Origin of the sequence: Gelidibacter sediminis, assembly GCF_004364975.1 — a bacterium.
GTDB lineage: Bacteria > Bacteroidota > Bacteroidia > Flavobacteriales > Flavobacteriaceae > Gelidibacter > Gelidibacter sediminis.
In genome coordinates this window covers 781,725-799,675 of sequence record NZ_SOBW01000007.1, presented here as the reverse complement: position 1 = coordinate 799,675, position 17,951 = coordinate 781,725, and the positions used below count along the sequence as shown (strand labels likewise).

Here is a 17,951-nt window from a genome sequence, read left to right as displayed (position 1 = left end):
GTGAGGACTATTTCTAACTAAATCAGAACCTTAATCATTAATACCACCAATGAGATAAGTATTAAAAGTCGCATAAAATTTTTCATATGATCTTAATTGTCATTTGGGATTACTAACATCAAAAAAAAATCTCGAATAACAAAAAAATATTACAAAAATTCGTTGAACAACGTGTTTTTTTAGCGTTTTATCCGAATTTTAACGAAAATTCTTACAATTTTAAATCTTTTTAAAACCTGTATATGGAATTAAAACTTTTGGAATATTGATGCCGTCTTCAGTTTGGTAATTCTCTAAAATTCCTGCCAAAACTCGAGGTAAAGCCAATGCGCTTCCGTTTAAGGTATGCGCCAATTCATTTTTGCCTTCAGAATTTTTAAAACGCAATTTTAAGCGGTTGGCCTGAAAAGTCTCAAAATTTGACACTGAAGAAATTTCTAACCAACGATCCTGAGCTGTAGAGAACACTTCAAAATCATACGTCAATGCTGAAGTGAACCCCAAATCGCCACCACACAATCGCAAAATTCGGTATGGTAACTCTAACTCATCTAATATGCCTTTTACGTGTTCTACCATAGCATCAAGTGCTTGGTAGGAATTATCAGGATGCTCTACACGTAAAATTTCAACTTTATCAAATTGGTGCAACCGGTTTAAACCTCTTACATGAGCGCCATAACTTCCAGCTTCTCGTCTAAAACATGGTGTGTAGCCTGTAATCCCGATAGGAAGATCAGATTCGTTAAGTAATTCATCTCTAAAAATATTAGTTCCAGGAACTTCAGCTGTAGGAATGAGATACAGGTTATCTTCCGTTACATGGTACATTTGCCCTTCCTTGTCTGGCAATTGCCCTGTACCAAATCCTGAAGCTTCATTTACTAAAAGGGGCAACTGATATTCAGTATATCCAGCTGCTGTATTTTTGTCAAGAAAATAGGCAATTAACGCACGTTGTAATCTGGCGCCCTTACCTTTATACACAGGAAATCCTGCGCCGGTAATCTTATTGCCCAATTCAAAATCAATGATGTCATATTTTTTGGCTAATTCCCAATGTGGTAAAGCCTTTTCGTGCAATTTAGGAATAGCTCCTTTTTTGTATACTTCCTCATTATCATCTTCTGTGCTTCCTGCAGGAACACTTTTATGAGGTACATTTGGAAGTTTGTATAGCAGCTGATTCAAATTTTCAACGGTGGTATTAAGTTCCTCTCCAAGTGTTTTTGAACTTTCTTTAAGCTCACCAGTACGCGCTTTTAATGCATTCGCTTTATCCGCATGACCGGATTTGTACAAGTTTCCTATTTCCTTTGATAAACCGTTAGATTCTGCCAAAGTATTATCCAATTCCGTTTGTAATCGCCTTCTCGATTCATCAAAAGCAATCACATCGTCAATCATTTGTGTAGCATCAAGGTTTCTTTTTTTTAAGGCCTCAATCACATGGTCTCGGTTTTCTCTAATAAATGGTACTTGTAACATAATTATTTAATTTGATGGTAAAAATAAGTAAATTTTGGGCATCCGCCTTGCCATAACTAGACAGTTGACTTAATTTTATATGAAGGAAGTTTGAAACAATTAGAAAACTTAATCTTTAGGTAATTTTTCCTGCTGAGAAGGTAGTAGCCAGTCGCTGTGTTTAAATGGATGCCATTCTTCATTCGCTAAATCGACATTAGGATCAATAAGCTGTTTCAGTTCGCCCCCGTTAACGCGTACATACGTTGTAACGTAGACTTTAACATCCCTCCCTTGCGCTGCAAAAAGTCGCTTCAATCGTTGAGAAAACTGCCAAATAACATCGGGCTTTGTGCTCACCGTGCGCAATTGCTTGCTAGATAGATAATCTTCTAACTTAATGGGAATCTGTTCGTTTGTTTTAGCATCCACCACTTTAAAAGTGGAGTGCCCGCTTTTTGCCCGTAACATCATACGCCATGATAAGCGATGACCTTCTTCAGTCCATAAAACATCATCCGTAAAAAACCAGTGCCGTAGCGGAAGGCCTATTTGTATTATGAAGTAAGTTATAAATACTGCGATAAATGGTTTATGATACTTTGGTACGATAATCTCTTGCTGGTCATAATATGGTTTATTTTTTAAAAATAAACGGTGTATGGTGGACGATGAGAAGAAGAATAACGCAAAGGATAATGATAAATACGGAAATATTCCAATCTGAAATATAAAGGAATTGAAAAGATGAAAGAAGATGGACGCACAAAAAGCCAATACTCTTGTGCGTTTCCATAAAAATAGTGGAATGATTAAGGCGTCAAATACAATACCCACGTAAGCAATGGCATAGTGGGTCCATTTTTGTTGGAGGAGTTTCCCCACCAATACATAATCTTCCTTGCTTTTCATTAAGATTTCTGCTACCGAAGCATTCAGCCAGTCAGGATAGATCTTTGCAATAGCGCCGTAGGTGTAAACGATAAACATTTGCAATATGAAGACTAATGCACACCAATTGGGCATAGATATCATCTTAATTTTTGGATTTAATCTGACATCTACGGAAAGGTATTTATGTGCTGGTTGAAACACCATGATAGCACTTAACAGAATTAATAAATAGTAATGATTATTATAAGAAGATTTTTGCATTAAATAGGTCCCCGTCCATAGTATTGTAAAGGCCAACATGCTCCAACGGTACTTATAACCAATCATTATAAAAAGCCCGCATAGTCCCATAACGCCGTAATAATAGTACATGCCATAGCCTGGAAGTGGTTGTAGCCACTCAAACCCAATAAAAGAGAATGTCACTTGGGGTTCCATAAGGGTGCGCCTAATATAACCTGTAGAAATGGCGCCAATACTTTCCATTATAATAAGAAATCCGAAAATAATTCGGAAAACAATCAGCGCGCTATTATCGATATGTTTAAAGAGAAGCTTATGCATTACGCTTTGTAATTGTTTGTTTGGCATTATAACGATCTTGCCTTAGCTGTGTTATAAGTGCATTAACAGATTCAAATTTACGTTCATCCCTTAATCGATCTAAAAAATAAATTCTCAGTTTCTGTCCATACAGATTTTCATTAAAATCAAAAAAATGAGCTTCAATGGTTGTTTTGTCACCCTCAAATGTTGGATTTATCCCTATATTCATCATTCCGTAAATAATTTTATCATTATAAATGGAAGAAATGACATAAACGCCATTTTTTGGAATCAATTTATAGGGCTCATCTATACTGATGTTGGCGGTTGGAAATTCCATTTTCTTACCAACACCTTTGCCATGTACCACGGTGCCGTTTATATAATAATCATATCCTAAAAATGCTGTAGCTGTTATAATATCGCCGGAATTCAAAGCATTTCTTATTTTAGTAGAGCTTACGGCTACGTCTTTTACATCTTGCGCTGAAATTTCTTCTACTTCAAAGCCAAATTCTGTACCGTATGCCTTTAAGTCATCAATATTGGCCGATCGGTCTTTTCCAAAATGATGATCATAACCAATAATGACGTGCCTTACATGGAGTTTTTCAACTAATATGTGTTTTACAAAATCACGTGCACTCATTTCTGCAAACGCCTTCGTAAACTCTTGTACATAAATATAATCCAATCCTAATGCCGATAAAATTTCCTTGCGTTCAGCAATAGTGTTTAATAATTTAATGTTCGCATTTTGTTGCAACACCATCCGAGGGTGTGGAAAAAAAGTAAGTACAACAGAAATAAGATGATGGTCTGCCGCTTTCTTGGTCAGTTTCTTGATAATTTTTTGATGACCAATATGAACGCCATCAAAAGTGCCAATGGTAACGACTGATGGTGTTTTGGGTATCGAATGTTTTGTGGGGGTAATGACCTTCAAGTTATTTTTTTGTAAAAATAACTATTTAAGGGTTTAAAAAAAATTACAATAGCTGATTTGAATCTCAGTATGACACAAATATCCAACAGCAGCTGCATGGGCTTATTTTAAGCTAAATAGTTCATCTATTTCACTGATGCTTTGTGGTACTTCAGAGGTTGAAAAGTGCAGGTTTAAATGAAATTTGTTTTGTTTTAAAGATGTTAGAGTTAGAGAACCATTGCTAATTTGGTAAACTCCTGTTTCTCCTTTACAATAGCACAACCGCTCAAACAGTAAATTAACTTGTTGTAGTGCCACATCATTTAATGCAAGAGGTTGCGGTTTGGAGGGAAGTTCTATGTAAACGCGTTCTATATGATAATCGTCAGGATTATTTGGGGTTTTATGTCGGTTATATTCAAAAATTAAAAGAATACTGTCTGTTTTTATTTGTTCAAGATAACCAATGTCAAATTCGTCCGTATTAAAAATATTTGAAGTATTTGGTAACACTTTAAAGCTGCAGTCGCCATTATCAGGACAGTTAGAATATGTGTTTAAGTTGTCAGAATCTTTCATGGTGTTGGTTTGACTTTTGCAGGAAGTTGCACCAATTAAAAGGAATAATACAAGCACTTGAATTGGCATTTTTATAAACATGAATTGTTTTTTGTAAGTTATTTATTTTGAATGTAACTTTCCGAATGTTAAATATAGTAGTAAAAAGAATTTAAATGGATATCAAATACTTAAAAGCATCCGTGTTTTCAATAGTTATTTTTGCTTTTTCGATGGGTTATGCCCAGAAAAATGAATCGGCATGGACCAAGATTTTAAAAGAGGATATCTCTTTAAACAAAATGCTACCTCAACAATCAATTCCTGAAAAAGCAACGTATTATAACCTAAATATGGACGTTTTAAAGAGGCGTATTACTACTGCGCCTCAACGAGATTCGGGAGTGTCTTCTAAAACGCTTCTCGATTTTCCAGATGTTGATGGCAATCTGGAAACGTTTAAAATTATGGAATATTCCGTCATGCATCCTGACCTTCAGTCTAAGTTTCCTGAAATCCGTTCTTATATGGGAAATAGTTTGAATAATCCTGCCACGGTTGTATATTTTAGTGTTTCTCCTCAGGGTTTGCATGCCATGACCCTAGCTCCCAATGAAGCCGCTCACTTTATCAATCCGTATACCAAAGACGGTGCGTATGAAGTGTTTTCAAGAAACGCCATTCCTATAAAAGAACGAGTGTTTGAATGTGGCGTTATTGATGACGGTCTCGTAAATCAGGTAGAAATGGCCAGACCCATGGAGGCTTTAAAAAATGCTAATGATGGTATGAGGCGTACTTTTAGATTGGCTATTGGTACAAGTATAGAATATACTAATTTTCATGGTGGTACTGTGGCTTCGGCATTGTCAGCAATCAACACGACAATGACAAGGGTAAATGGAATTTACGATAGAGAATTATCACTGAGAATGTCTTTGGTAGCAAATAATAATCTACTGATTTCTACCACAAATAACAGCATATTTTCCAATACTGGTAATATAGGAGAGATTACTAACATTATAAACACTAAAATTGGTGTTAATGCTTATGATATAGGACATACCTTTACCACAGGTTCAGGAGGGAGTGCCTACCTGGCGCGTGTATGTACCAACAGTAAAGGAGGAGGTACAACGGGGTTGTCTCAACCTATTGGCGATCCTTATAATATAGACTATGTAGCTCATGAAATGGGACATCAATTTGGTGCGACGCATACCTTCAATAGTGGTGTAGGTAATTGTCTGCAAAATAGGTCTGAAATATCGGCTTATGAACCAGGCAGTGGGTCTACGATTATGGCATATGCGGGATTATGTGCGCCACAAAATGTGCAACGTGCCAGCAGTGATTACTTTCATCAAATAAGTTTGCAGCAAATATGGACCAATATTACCCAAGGTAACAGTACCTGTGCCATTTTAACTGCAACGGGTAATACCGCTCCAAAAGCAATGGCGGGTCCATCCTACAATATTCCTATTTCAACACCCTTTAAATTAACGGGGTCCTCTACAGATGCTGACGGTAAATCTACCCACACCTACACTTGGGAACAATTTGATTTAGGCGAAGCTGGTCCTGCAACTGAAACAACACGATACGGACCTATTATTCGATCTTTAAATCCCTCAGCCAGTCCTGTAAGGTACATACCAAGATACGAAGACGTATTGTTCAATGGCGGCATCTCTACAACATGGGAAAAATTACCATCTATTGAAAGAACCCTGACTTTTGCATTTACGGTTAGAGATAATGATACGCGCGGTGGCCAGACGGCGGTAGACGTTATGGAAGTGCATACAATTGATGCGCCAGGACCTTTTAAGGTAACGTCTCAAAATGAAAATATTACTTGGGAAATTGGTGCGACCAAAAAAGTCACTTGGGATGTCGCCAATACCAATCGCGCACCTATAAACACACCTACTGTTAACATCAAATTATCTATTGATGGCGGGGTCACTTTTCCTTATATTTTGGCGGCAAATGTTCCTAATGATGGTGCTCATGATATTAAAGTGCCAAATGGTACTGAAACATCTAAAGCACGAATATTAGTGGAGGGTGTTGGCAATATTTTTTATAATGTGAATACTACAAATTTCAAGATTATAACGGTCGATTATCTTTTGAATTTTACAACAACCTCAATTGCAATCTGTCAACCTGAAAGTGCAGTCTATAACTTTACCTATAATACTTATGGAGGTTACGCCCAAAATACGGTGTTTTCAGTTAAGAACTTACCGTCAGGTGCTACTGCCACATTTAATCCTACATCAGCTAGCGTAAACGGTACTGCAGTGACAATGACCATTTCTGAAACAGGTGCTATTGCGCCAGGCAATTATCCAATTACGGCGGTTGGTACGTCCGGTAGTCTGACGCAGTCCTCTATAGTGGAGTTGGCAGTATTTAATAGTGTCATAAAACCTGTCACTTTAACCTCCCCCTCAAATGGTGCTTCGGGACTATATGGGGAAATTGACTTTTCTTGGAATGCTGATGTTAATATAGAATCCTATCTTTTGGAGATTTCCACAACCGCCAATTTTGATGCTATTGTGGAAAGCCAGATTCTGAACACTAATACATACACCACCAATTTAGCTGATGAAACTGTATATTATTGGAGAGTTACTGGTGTAAATCGCTGTTCCGGCTCTAAGACTTCTCCGGTTTACAGCTTTTCTACCGGTATTTCTACCTGTGGCGATCCAATAACTGCAACAGACACACCTATTATCATTCTACCCGATGCAGCGGCCACCTATACATCTATTATCAATGTACAGGAAAATTTGCCCGTTACTGATGTTGAAGTCAAAGTAAATATTCAGCATGATTGGGTAAGAGACTTAAAACTTGTGTTAGTTAGTCCGGAAGGTACCTCCATAATTTTAACCAACAATAATGGACTGCCCGAGGCTAAGAATTATACGAATACGGTCTTTGATCAGCAAGCCACTGATTCCATCACTAATGGTACTGCCCCCTTTACAGGATCATATATACCTGAAGAAAATTTATCACAATTAAATGGTGAAATGTCAGGAGGACAATGGAAATTAAATGTCATTGATTTATTTGATACGGATGGTGGTCAGTTTATTGAGTTTACACTTCAATTATGTCTGTCACGGCCACTTGCCATTGAAGACAAAGAATTTGTAGGCTTTGGACTTTTTCCAAATCCGAGTAAAGGCGAATTTACAGTAAAACTGCAATCATCTTCCGGTGAGGCCGTAGAAATTGATGTTTATGATATTAGAGGTCGTAAAGTATTCGAGAAGCGCTATTTCAACACTACTAATTTTAGGGAAACCATTCGTTTAGACAATGCCCAGTCGGGAATGTATTTGATGACCATTACCGATGGGTTAAGGAAAGCTACTAAGAAGATTTTGGTGAATTAATTAAAATCTTTACTGAACATCAAAGCCGTCTCTATAGTTGGAGGCGGCTTTTTTGTAGCAGTTACTTAAGAAGATTATGCCTGACTTTGCATTGCTATCCTCTCAATTAAATAACTTCAGTTTGATTGGTTTTTTACCTCAGACAAAAGACCCTTTCAATCGAATGAAAGGGTCTTTCTAAAATACGTAGACCTAACTGAGCATTTTGATTTTATTATAGACCAACAGTCCAGCCATTAGCCCAAGTTGGTTTAGCAGTACCATTACCTGCACCCGTAGCATTTTCATTGACAGAGAACATGGCAGAAACATCAACCGCTGTTCCTGCAGTGTTTTTACCTGAAGATAACTTTGTGATGTTGTCAAATTTCACGTTTGTTGCCACTAATGAACCAGCAGTTACATAGCCTAAACTTTCATCGTGTTGAACGTCAAAACCTGTTTTCCAGTTGCTCAATACTAAATTGTCAAATTTTGCTTTAGTACCTACACGTAATTTAATTGCTTGTGTTTCTGAACTTGTATCAGCAGCTCCTAAACCAATTAATGTTAAGTTTTTAATTGTAGGATTAGAGATTGGTGTTGCTAAATGGTTGTTAGAGTTGTTGTCAGCTTCAATACCTCTGTTACCAGCATTAGATCTGATACCAAACCAGTTTTCACCTGCTCCAGACCAACCTTCAGTCCAGTCAAACATATCATCACCTACTTGCTCAGAGAAGTTGCTTACTACTAAATATTTTGCAACTGCTGTTCCTCCAAAAAATTCGAAACCATCATCTGAACCTTCGTAAGATTGTACATACTCGATAGTTGTTCCGTTACCTACACCAAATAATGATAAGCCGTTAAATTCTTTTTCAGAATTGTAAGCAAATCCAGTATATTCTAATCTTAAATATTTGATAGAACCTGAATTGTCATTTGGTTCGTTGCCACCATAAGTTAAGTCAGAAACTTCAGCAGATGCTGTAATTCCTTTGTTGATAGGTGCTTTCCCGCATAATACAAGTCCGCCCCAAGAGCCTGGTGCTTTTGTTGCAGCTGTCATGACTACTGGATTTGAAGATGAACCTTGGACGTCAATTTTACCGCCTTGTGCGACTGCAATATAACGTACAGCTGCAAAATCTGAACTTGCTACTGACGTTGCTTCAATTCTAACGCCTTCTTTAATAGTTAATTTAGCACCTGAATTCACGATTAATTTTCCAGTCAATTTGTAGGTTCCAGATTCTAAAACCACTTCTCCACTGTTGATTTCTCCTTTTAAATCTTCACGGTTTAATACGAATGAGCTTCCACCATCATCAATTGTAGCGTCATCATCACTTGAACATGACGTTGTAAATAGTAAGGAAAATAAAAATACTGTTCCTAAAACTTTTGAAATTGTTTTTTTCATAATGTTTACTTGTTAATTGTTTTTAATTACAAATTTTTAATTGATTGAGTTGATATATGTTGGGTCGTTGTTTTGAGATTTATAATTTGTAGCGCAATCCTAATTTGAAAAATGCACCTCGTTTAAATGATAATACAGTGATGTCCTCTGAAGCATTTTCTTGAATTCTTTCAATTGCAGGATTCAATATGTTTTTCACTGTTAAATCAATTCCGAAATGCTTGTTGATTTTAGTTTTAAGGATAAAATCTAAAGTGCCAACACCCTTGTCAACCAAGTTTCCTTTAGTTTCTACACCTAATGCATAGATTTTGTCAGAAGTGTACGAGTAAGCAAGCGTGGCCATTAAATTGCCGTCATTCTTGAACGATTTGATGTAAGACAGATCAGCATTCAACAACCTATCTGAAGCGCCTGTAAATCCTGAGGTGTCATTTGTAAGATTCGTGTTGTAATTGGTTTCCTGTCTTACTTTTTCAGAATCCAATTCCTGGTGCGTTTGCATGAAAGATGCATTAAGTCCTGCAGAAAGCGTGTTAGATTCTTCAACATCAAAGTTGAATAGGTCTTTTCTAATTTCTATTTCAGCACCATAAACATAACCTGAATCTCCTGTGTTTATAAAGGAAATGTCATTGGTAGAAGACGCTAAAGTGATTTCATTTATAGGATCTAGAATGTATTTTCCAAAAGCAGTTACAGAGAATAATTCTGAGTTTTTAGGAAACACCTCCCACTTTAAATCTACGTTGTAGTTTTGGGAAGGATACAAATCTGGGTTTCCAACTTTTACCTCAGTCACGTCTTCATAAATAAAGAGTGCGCGTTCTTTAAATTGTGGTAAAGTGTAAGTTTTGCTGGCACCGAAACGTAGATTTTGTTTTTCGTTCAGTTCATATTTTAAAATGACACTTGGCAAAAACTCATTTCTGTTAAACGTATTGTTTTTTCCTGAGGCATCCAATTGTGTTCTCCAAGAAACGGTTTGTTCTACTCTCTCAAAACGCAAACCTGCAACAGCGCTTAGTTTATCTGATAGATTGTATTCTAAACTCGCAAACCCTGCGTGAATGAGTTGTTCGCCATCATAAGTTTGAGGTGTTAATCCAGCAAAGGATTCGATGCCAAATAGGCCATTGCTATAGTTTTGCTTATTTAAAAATGCATCTAAGTTATCAGGATTTACTGCCGAATTTAATTCTGATCCTGAAATTCTGAAGTTAAATTGAATGGCCTCAAAATCACGGTTTTTAAATCGGCCGTTATAGCCTAAAGTCGCTTTTCCTTTGGATACGCCATTTTCATCTTCATTCAACCTGTAGCTTACTGAAAGATTTGCTGCCAATTCATCTTCCACCAAATTTTGATAGTATCTGTGGTTGTCAGTAATCGTATTTTGAGCAAAAACATATCCGTTAGCATCCTCTGAATATTTTAAGGTGTTTTGCGTTCTGTCCGGCATATCACCTTCTACTTTATTATACGACGTTGCCCAATCGAAATCCAATTTATCGGATAGTTTATGGTTTCCTAATAATTGGTGAATCATTAATGTGTTTTGGATATAAGTACTACGTTGAATAAGTCCGTTATTGTCTTCCGCAATGTCACGAATAAACCCTTTGTATCCATCTTTAGTTTGGCTGGAAGAGTTAACCGTTAAAAAGTTATAGGCAATTTTATGGTTGGAATTAAGGCGATAATTCGCATTAAACATTCCTGTGGTATTCGTGTTATACGAAAAGCGTTCCTGATTGAATGATTTCAATTTGGCACCTTGAGCACTTACACTTTGGTTGATGCCATCTCTATATTCAAAGCCATTGTCAAAACTAGCTGTCGCGAATAAATTAAGGCTGCCTTCTTCGCCAATGCTGAAAGATTTACCTGCCTTTAAATCTAAGGCGCTGCCTATTGGTTTCTCTTTTACAGGTGCTAATTTGTTCTCAAAATTGTAGCCGTTAAGTGGATTATTTGGAACACCATAATTAGAGAATCCAAATCTATTTGGACCATCTTGAAGTTGGAAATCATTGAATTTGTCGAGCGCATTGGTTCCCATTGTAGAGCCCAAATTAACTTCTAACATGCCTTTTCCTTTGTAGTTTATAGAGGTAATATCTACGTTTCCCCCTGCGAAATCACCAGAAATTTTAGGGCCATAAACCTTATCAATAGAAATGAATTCAACAATATCTGTTGAAAAAAGGTCCAGGGAAATGTTTTTCTTTTCAGGATCGTTCGAAGTTATAGGAAGTCCGTTTAGCGATGTGGAATTGTAACGATCTCCAAGTCCGCGTACATAAATAGTGTTGGAGCCTTCCTGCTTGGAAACGCCCGTTGTTTTAACCACAGCACTGGCAACATCGCTGATGCCTTTGCGTGATAATTCTTCTGAACCAATACTTTGCTTGATTTCAATTGCATTTTTTTGGTCTAACAAAAGTGCAGTTTCACTTTCTTTTCGTGTAGTGGTTGTAATAACTACTTCGTCTAAGGAAGCTGAACTTGCAAACATTTCTACATCCACATTAACTTCTTTTCCAGCTTCAAGGACTACTTCTAATTCTTTGGTTTCATAACCAACAAAACTGTAAACTAAGGTGTAGAGACCTTCATCTAAGTTGTCAAAATGATAAACCCCATCCATGTCAGATGTGGTTCCAATAGTTGTTCCCTTAATAAGGACATTTCCAAATGCCAAGGGTTCGTTATTATATTCTTTATCAATCAATTTTCCAGCAATTGACGCTGTAGATTGTGCACTCAAAACTGAGGTGAATACAAGGGTTAATAATGTTAATAAATGCTTCATCAGTCGTTCTAAATTGTTTGCTGCAAAGAAACTGATGATGTGTAAAAAGAAGGTTAACTAAGGATTAAGGCTAAGTCATATATAAGTTAGGTTTGTGTTAGTTTTACGTGAATTATTGCCAATAGGTGATATAAATTTAACATTGAAAAATGTATCTTGCGTGCGCTTAAAGCATTACTATGAACTGGGAACAATTATTATCATTAAAACGATTTGGAGATACGCACAAACGTATCAGAAAAGAACAGGATGAAACTCGTTTGGGCTTTGAAGTAGATTATGATCGTGTCATTTTCTCTTCAGAATTCAGAAGCTTACAAGATAAAACCCAGGTCATTCCGATGTCTCAAACCGACTTTGTACACACCCGATTGACGCATAGTTTGGAAGTAAGTGTTGTAGGAAGAAGTTTAGGAAGACGCGTTGGTCAAAAAGTATTGGCTAAATACCCGCACCTTCAAAATATACATGGGTATCAGGCTAACGACTTTGGAGCGATTGTCGCTGCAGCAGCTTTAGCTCACGATATCGGGAATCCGCCGTTTGGTCATTCTGGTGAGAAAGCAATTGGCGAATTTTTTAAAAACGGTAAAGGCAAAAAGTTTAAATCGCAGTTAACGGATAAAGAATATCAAGATTTATGCGATTTTGAAGGAAACGCCAACGGATTTAAAATTTTGACTGAAAGTCGTGTCGGACGATTGGGCGGCTTACGCTTAAGCTATGCTACACTTGGTGCGTTTACAAAATACCCTAAAGAATCGCTGCCTAAAAAACCAACTTCGCATATTGCTGATAAGAAATACGGATTTTTCCAAAGTGAGAAAGAGGCCTTTGATGATATTGCTCAGGAACTTGGATTGATTAGCCGTGGTAATGACGAAGATTTAAGCTATTCCCGTCACCCTTTGGCATTTTTAGTGGAAGCTGCCGATGATATTTGTTATACTATTATCGACTTTGAAGATGGCATCAATTTAGGATTGATTAATGAGGAATATGCTCTGGAATATCTTATCAAATTGGTAAGAGACACCATTAATACAAACAATTACCATGCATTGTCCAATACTGAAGACCGCATTAGTTATTTGCGTGCGTTGGCAATTAGTACATTAATAAATGAAGCGGTTGAGCTGTTTATGGCACATGAAGAGGAAATTCTTAACGGCACATTTGATAAAGCCTTGATGGATGTTTCTAAATATCAAGCGCAGATAAAGGATATCATTAAAGTGAGTGTTGAAAAGGTCTATCAATCGGCTGAGGTGGTAGACAAGGAAATAGCTGGATTCAAGATTATTGATGGTATTTTGGACGTGTTTACGGGTACGATCTTAAATCATCACCAAGGAACTTTGGGCAGTTATAACAAATCAATTCTTAAGATTTTTCCAAAAACGCTCGACTTAAATCAGGAAAATATCTATCACAGCTTGTTAGGCATTTGTAATTATGTGGCTAAATTTTCAGATAGTAAAGCCATTATGACGCATAAAAAACTTCAAGGCACACATTTTTAATCGATTTTTTTAACACGTACTTTTCTAGCTGTTTTTGATTTGAAGTAAGGCCGTTTCTAAAGTATTAGAAATAGAATTTGCATCTACGTGCGACAATTCCTGTAATTGTTTTACGGTGCCTTGTTCTATAAAAGCATCCGGAATACCGAGTACTTTTATTGGTAATTGGTAATCGTGCTCTGCCGCAAATTCTAGAACTGCTGATCCAAATCCTCCTTTTACCGTGCCATCTTCAATAGTGATAATGTATTTGAAAGTTTTGAAAATGTCATGTAACAACACTTCATCCAATGGTTTTATAAAACACATGTCGTAGTGTGCAATTTCTTGTGCGTTACTCACTTTTTGGATGGCTTCTTTGGCGTTTTCAGCAATGAAACCTACGGTTAAAATCGCAATGTCTTTTCCTTCTTTAAGGACTTCTCCTTTGCCGATGACTAACTTTTGAAAAGGCTGTTTCCAATCTGCAACTGATCCATAACCACGCGGATATCTGATGGCGATAGGATGTTCAAGTCCCAATTGCGCCGTGTACATGATATTACGTAATTCGCATTCATTCCGCGGAGCCATGATGATGAGGTTTGGGATGCATCGGAGATAGGCTAAATCAAAAACCCCATGGTGTGTGGCGCCATCTTCTCCTACCAAGCCTGCACGATCCAAGCAAAAAATTACTGGTAAATTCTGTAAAGCGACATCATGTATAACCTGATCGTAGGCGCGCTGTAAAAATGTAGAGTAAATATTACAAAACACCATCATGCCTTGTGTGGCCATTCCAGCGGAAAGCGTTACTGCATGTTGTTCAGCAATGCCCACATCAAAAGCGCGATCGGGCATTTGATCCATCATATATTTCAGGGAGCTTCCGGTAGGCATTGCAGGCGTAATGCCTACAATCTTCGGGTTTTGCTCCGCCAATTCTACTAAAGTCAATCCAAAAACATCCTGAAACTTTGTAAGCGACGATGCTGATTTTGCTATCAATTCTCCGGTAAGTGAATCGAATTTTCCTGGTGCGTGATAGGTTACTTGGTTTTCTTCTGCTTGTTTTAAGCCTTTCCCTTTAGTAGTAATGACATGCAAAAATTTTGGGCCTTTAACAGATTTTAGTCGGGTTAATTCTGAAATTATAGCATCCAAATCATGACCATCAATAGGTCCGGTATAATCAAAATTGAGCGCTTCAAATATGTTGTCTTGCTTTTCTGTACCTTTTTTGACGTTGGTCAAATATTGCTTTAGAGCGCCAACACTCGGGTCGATGCCAATGGCATTATCATTAAGGATGACCAGTAAATTGGCATCGGTAACGCCGGCATGGTTGAGCCCTTCAAAGGCCATCCCGCTCGCAATTGAGGCATCGCCAATAATGGCTACATGATGTTTGTCTTCTCCTTTTAGTTGTGAGGCAATCGCCATACCTAACGCTGCTGAGATGGAGGTAGAGGAGTGGCCAACACCAAAGGTGTCGTAGTCACTTTCATCCCGTTTCGGGAATCCGCTGATGCCTCCACGTTGTCTGTTGGTATGAAAATTAGTGCGTCTACCAGTTAAAATTTTATGGCCATAGGCTTGATGACCTACATCCCAAACCAATAAATCTTCGGGTGTATGGAACACATAATGCAAAGCAATGGTCAGTTCTACCACTCCAAGACTCGCGCCAAGATGTCCTTCCTTAGTCGCCACAATATTAATTATAAAGTTGCGGAGCTCTTTAGCAAGGTGTGGCAAATCTTCCTGAGTTAAAGCTCTTAAATCTGACGGCGAATGGATATGGTCCAATATATTTTTCATCTGGATACAAATGTAGCATTTGAAATTGTATTTTTGATTTTTAACCTCTGAAGATTGCCTTGTGGAAAATCCTTTTGACGATGTCTATTTTATGAGAAAAGCTTTGCAGGAAGCTGAAATTGCCTTTGATAAGGGCGAAATTCCTGTGGGTGCATTAATTGTGATTGATAATAGAATCATTGCCCGTGCTCATAATTTAACTGAACTTTTAAATGATGTTACTGCACATGCAGAGATGCAAGCTATTACAGCCGCGGCCAATTTTTTAGGAGGAAAATATCTTATTAATTGTACGCTTTACGTCACCTTAGAGCCCTGTCAGATGTGTGCTGGAGCTTTGTATTGGAGTCAGATTAACAAAATTGTATATGGGGCCAGAGACCCGGAACGCGGGTGCATTGCCTTAAACACAAAGTTGCATCCCAAAACGGTGATGGTTGGTGGGATTTTGGAAGAAGAGTCAGCGCAATTATTGAAACGTTTCTTTATTGAAAAGCGGAACTTAAACTAGAATTTGTTTTTTTCTTTATCGCGCATCTTATCTAAATTCTCCTTAGTGAGCATATAATCCTTAAAGTTCCGATCCTTCCAGCGGTGGTAGGTGAATAATGGAAACACTACCAAAAACAGTCCAACAGTTCCAAAACCGATCATCTTTTGGGAATATTCGGTCTCAAAGATAAATCCGGCAGCAATACTGCCTAACGTTAAGATTACCAATACGATTATTAAATATTTCATTATTGTGTGATGTTTATTAGTTTGCGACGGTACATGGTGAGCAGTTTGGATTTGGATATAAATCCAACATAAATTCCGTTATCTACCACAGGCAAATTCCAAGCATTACTATCTTGAAATTTTTTCATGATTTCAGTCATCTTGTCTTTATTAATGTCGATGGTATCCGGTGGCGCTTGCATCACATCGCGAGCAAATACTTCAGAATATAGTGTTGGGTCAAACATTATCGGGCGAATGTCGTCCAATAAGATGATCCCTTTTAAGGTATTCGTTTTGGCGTCGACCACAGGAAATATATTCCGATTTGATTTTATTACTGCCTCGTGTACAATATCGCCCAAAGTCATCGTGGTAGTAATTTTAATAAAATTTGTTTCAATAACTTTATTGATGTCCATCAAGGTTAACACCGCATGATCTTTGTCGTGGGTAATGAGTTCTCCTTTACGCCCCAATTCCATAGTATAAACGGAATGTGGGTGAAAATATTTCGTAATGCCGAACGATATGGCGGCCGTCAGCATAAGCGGTATAAATAACTCATAGCCGCCCGTGACTTCGGCAATTAAGAAAATTGCAGTTAAAGGCGCATGGAGTACCCCGGCCATTAAACCCGCCATGCCAACTAACGTAAAATTACTTTCTGAGACAGGATAATTTGTGAATCCACTGTGATTGATAAGTTTAGCAACACAATTGCCCATAATGCTGCCCATAAATAACGTTGGTGCGAAAATACCACCAACACCACCAGCTCCAAAAGTGAGCGCACTGGCAATAATTTTAAAAAACACCAAACCTGCTAAAAGTAAAATGACCACCCAAATGTTTTCTACATTGAGATTTAAAAAATTATTCTGAATGGCTTTTTGATGATTCCCAGCAATTAAATTATTAATCACTTCAAAGCCTTCACCGTATAAGGGGGGAATAAAATAAATTAAGACACCCAAAAGCGAACCTCCAATCAGTAGCCTTTTTATGGGTGAGTTCACCCGATCAAAGAGCCGTTGTATGCGATCATACACTTCAGTGAAATAAATAGACGTAAATGCGGCAACAACTCCTAAGATCAGGTAAAATGGAGCGTCCGATAATTTAAATCCGTCCTCGAGACTGAAGGGTAGAAGCACATCATTACCAAGAAAAAAATAAGACGTCAAAATCGCCGATAATGATGCCGTTAGTAGCGGTAACATGGAGGCAATGGTCAAATCTAAACTGAATACTTCTATCGCAAAAATAATGGCTGCAACAGGTGCTTTAAAAATGGAGGACATGGCTCCCGCTGCGGCACAACCTATCAATAAGTTCCGCGTGGATTGATTGACGTGAAACAAGCGTGCAATGTTTGAACTTATGGCCGCTCCAGTAGCCACAGTAGGGCCTTCCAATCCCACAGAACCACCAAAACCGACCGTGAGCGGTGCAGTAATAACAGAGCCGAACATTTGATAGCGTTTCATGAGGCCTTTACGCTTTGAGATTGAATAAAGCGTTGAAGGGATTCCGTGACTTACCTTATGCCTGATGACATATTTCATAAGGAAGTACACTAAGGTCAGACCAACAATGGGAAACAGGAAATAGAACGCCTCTTGGTAATACTTCACCAATTGCCCTTCCATGATACTTTGGATAAAATGCGTGAGATTTTTTAGAACAACCGCACCTAAGCCAGAAGTAAAACCAACCAAAATACTTAGAATAATCACAAACTGATTGTGAGAAATGTATTTGGCTCTCCAGATGAGGAGTTGCTTAAAAAGTGGTCGTTTAGGCATTTTTAAATCTACTAAAAAATATGTCCCGATGGTTATCGGGACAAGGTTTAAATTTT

General features: G+C 37.7%; 12 protein-coding genes. 3 read left to right on the top strand and 9 right to left on the bottom strand.

Annotated elements, in window-relative coordinates:
* Positions 1 to 219: 219 nt before the first annotated feature.
* The 4 genes from serS to BXY82_RS03355 form a co-directional block, all read right to left on the bottom strand.
* The gene (gene serS, locus BXY82_RS03370; RefSeq protein WP_133756763.1) at positions 220 to 1,488 is read right to left on the bottom strand and encodes a serine--tRNA ligase; all 1,269 of its coding nucleotides are present in this window, start codon (positions 1,486 to 1,488) and stop codon (positions 220 to 222) included.
* Between the two features lie 108 nt (positions 1,489 to 1,596).
* Positions 1,597 to 2,925 carry an HTTM domain-containing protein gene (locus BXY82_RS03365; RefSeq protein WP_133756762.1) on the bottom strand — a complete coding sequence of 443 codons (1,329 nt, stop codon included), beginning with the start codon at positions 2,923 to 2,925 and terminating at the stop codon, positions 1,597 to 1,599.
* Complete coding sequence (locus BXY82_RS03360; protein WP_133756761.1) at positions 2,918 to 3,853, bottom strand: bifunctional riboflavin kinase/FAD synthetase; 936 nt, start codon at positions 3,851 to 3,853, stop codon at positions 2,918 to 2,920. The genes BXY82_RS03365 and BXY82_RS03360 overlap by 8 nt, the downstream gene beginning before the upstream one ends.
* Before the next feature lie 102 nt (positions 3,854 to 3,955).
* On the bottom strand, positions 3,956 to 4,495 hold the full coding sequence (locus BXY82_RS03355; RefSeq protein ID WP_133756760.1) for a hypothetical protein: 540 nt from the start codon (positions 4,493 to 4,495) through the stop codon (positions 3,956 to 3,958).
* Between the two features lie 74 nt (positions 4,496 to 4,569).
* Here BXY82_RS03355 and BXY82_RS03350 point away from each other — a divergent pair, with 74 nt between their 5' ends.
* Complete coding sequence (locus tag BXY82_RS03350; protein ID WP_133756759.1) at positions 4,570 to 7,821, top strand: zinc-dependent metalloprotease; 3,252 nt, start codon at positions 4,570 to 4,572, stop codon at positions 7,819 to 7,821.
* Positions 7,822 to 8,035: 214 nt separating this feature from the next.
* On the opposite strand, the gene BXY82_RS03345 is transcribed toward BXY82_RS03350, so the two are convergent.
* On the bottom strand, positions 8,036 to 9,226 hold the full coding sequence (locus BXY82_RS03345) for a hypothetical protein (protein ID WP_133756758.1): 1,191 nt from the start codon (positions 9,224 to 9,226) through the stop codon (positions 8,036 to 8,038).
* Between the two features lie 79 nt (positions 9,227 to 9,305).
* Complete coding sequence (locus BXY82_RS03340; RefSeq protein ID WP_133756757.1) at positions 9,306 to 12,041, bottom strand: TonB-dependent receptor; 2,736 nt, start codon at positions 12,039 to 12,041, stop codon at positions 9,306 to 9,308.
* Between the two features lie 179 nt (positions 12,042 to 12,220).
* On the opposite strand from BXY82_RS03340, the gene BXY82_RS03335 reads away from it, so the two are divergent.
* Positions 12,221 to 13,564: a deoxyguanosinetriphosphate triphosphohydrolase gene (locus tag BXY82_RS03335; RefSeq protein ID WP_133756756.1), complete on the top strand. Its 1,344-nt coding sequence runs from the start codon at positions 12,221 to 12,223 to the stop codon at positions 13,562 to 13,564.
* 24 nt (positions 13,565 to 13,588) lie between these two features.
* Here BXY82_RS03335 and dxs read toward each other — a convergent pair whose 3' ends face one another.
* Complete coding sequence (gene dxs, locus BXY82_RS03330; RefSeq protein WP_133756755.1) at positions 13,589 to 15,367, bottom strand: 1-deoxy-D-xylulose-5-phosphate synthase; 1,779 nt, start codon at positions 15,365 to 15,367, stop codon at positions 13,589 to 13,591.
* Between the two features lie 61 nt (positions 15,368 to 15,428).
* Between dxs and BXY82_RS03325 the strand changes: the two genes are divergently transcribed.
* Positions 15,429 to 15,878, top strand: coding sequence for a nucleoside deaminase (locus tag BXY82_RS03325; RefSeq protein ID WP_133756754.1), 450 nt, complete (start codon positions 15,429 to 15,431; stop codon positions 15,876 to 15,878).
* Here the strand turns inward: BXY82_RS03325 and BXY82_RS03320 are convergent.
* Both BXY82_RS03320 and BXY82_RS03315 read right to left on the bottom strand, forming a co-directional pair.
* The gene (locus BXY82_RS03320; RefSeq protein WP_133756753.1) at positions 15,875 to 16,108 is read right to left on the bottom strand and encodes a hypothetical protein; all 234 of its coding nucleotides are present in this window, start codon (positions 16,106 to 16,108) and stop codon (positions 15,875 to 15,877) included. The genes BXY82_RS03325 and BXY82_RS03320 overlap by 4 nt on opposite strands.
* On the bottom strand, positions 16,108 to 17,895 hold the full coding sequence (locus tag BXY82_RS03315) for a chloride channel protein (RefSeq protein WP_133756752.1): 1,788 nt from the start codon (positions 17,893 to 17,895) through the stop codon (positions 16,108 to 16,110). Before BXY82_RS03315 ends, BXY82_RS03320 begins: the two co-directional genes overlap by 1 nt.
* Positions 17,896 to 17,951: the final 56 nt, after the last annotated feature.

Excerpts from the sequence above, each read along its gene's own strand:
- serS (WP_133756763.1), bottom strand. The coding sequence starts at position 1,488 with ATGTTACAAGTACCATTTATTAGAGAAAACCGAGACCATGTGATTGAG.
- BXY82_RS03365 (WP_133756762.1), bottom strand. The coding sequence starts at position 2,925 with ATGCATAAGCTTCTCTTTAAACATATCGATAATAGCGCGCTGATTGTT.
- BXY82_RS03355 (WP_133756760.1), bottom strand. The coding sequence starts at position 4,495 with ATGTTTATAAAAATGCCAATTCAAGTGCTTGTATTATTCCTTTTAATT.
- BXY82_RS03350 (WP_133756759.1), top strand. The coding sequence starts at position 4,570 with ATGGATATCAAATACTTAAAAGCATCCGTGTTTTCAATAGTTATTTTT.
- BXY82_RS03345 (WP_133756758.1), bottom strand. The coding sequence starts at position 9,226 with ATGAAAAAAACAATTTCAAAAGTTTTAGGAACAGTATTTTTATTTTCC.
- BXY82_RS03340 (WP_133756757.1), bottom strand. The coding sequence starts at position 12,041 with ATGAAGCATTTATTAACATTATTAACCCTTGTATTCACCTCAGTTTTG.
- BXY82_RS03335 (WP_133756756.1), top strand. The coding sequence starts at position 12,221 with ATGAACTGGGAACAATTATTATCATTAAAACGATTTGGAGATACGCAC.
- dxs (WP_133756755.1), bottom strand. The coding sequence starts at position 15,367 with ATGAAAAATATATTGGACCATATCCATTCGCCGTCAGATTTAAGAGCT.
- BXY82_RS03320 (WP_133756753.1), bottom strand. The coding sequence starts at position 16,108 with ATGAAATATTTAATAATCGTATTGGTAATCTTAACGTTAGGCAGTATT.
- BXY82_RS03315 (WP_133756752.1), bottom strand. The coding sequence starts at position 17,895 with ATGCCTAAACGACCACTTTTTAAGCAACTCCTCATCTGGAGAGCCAAA.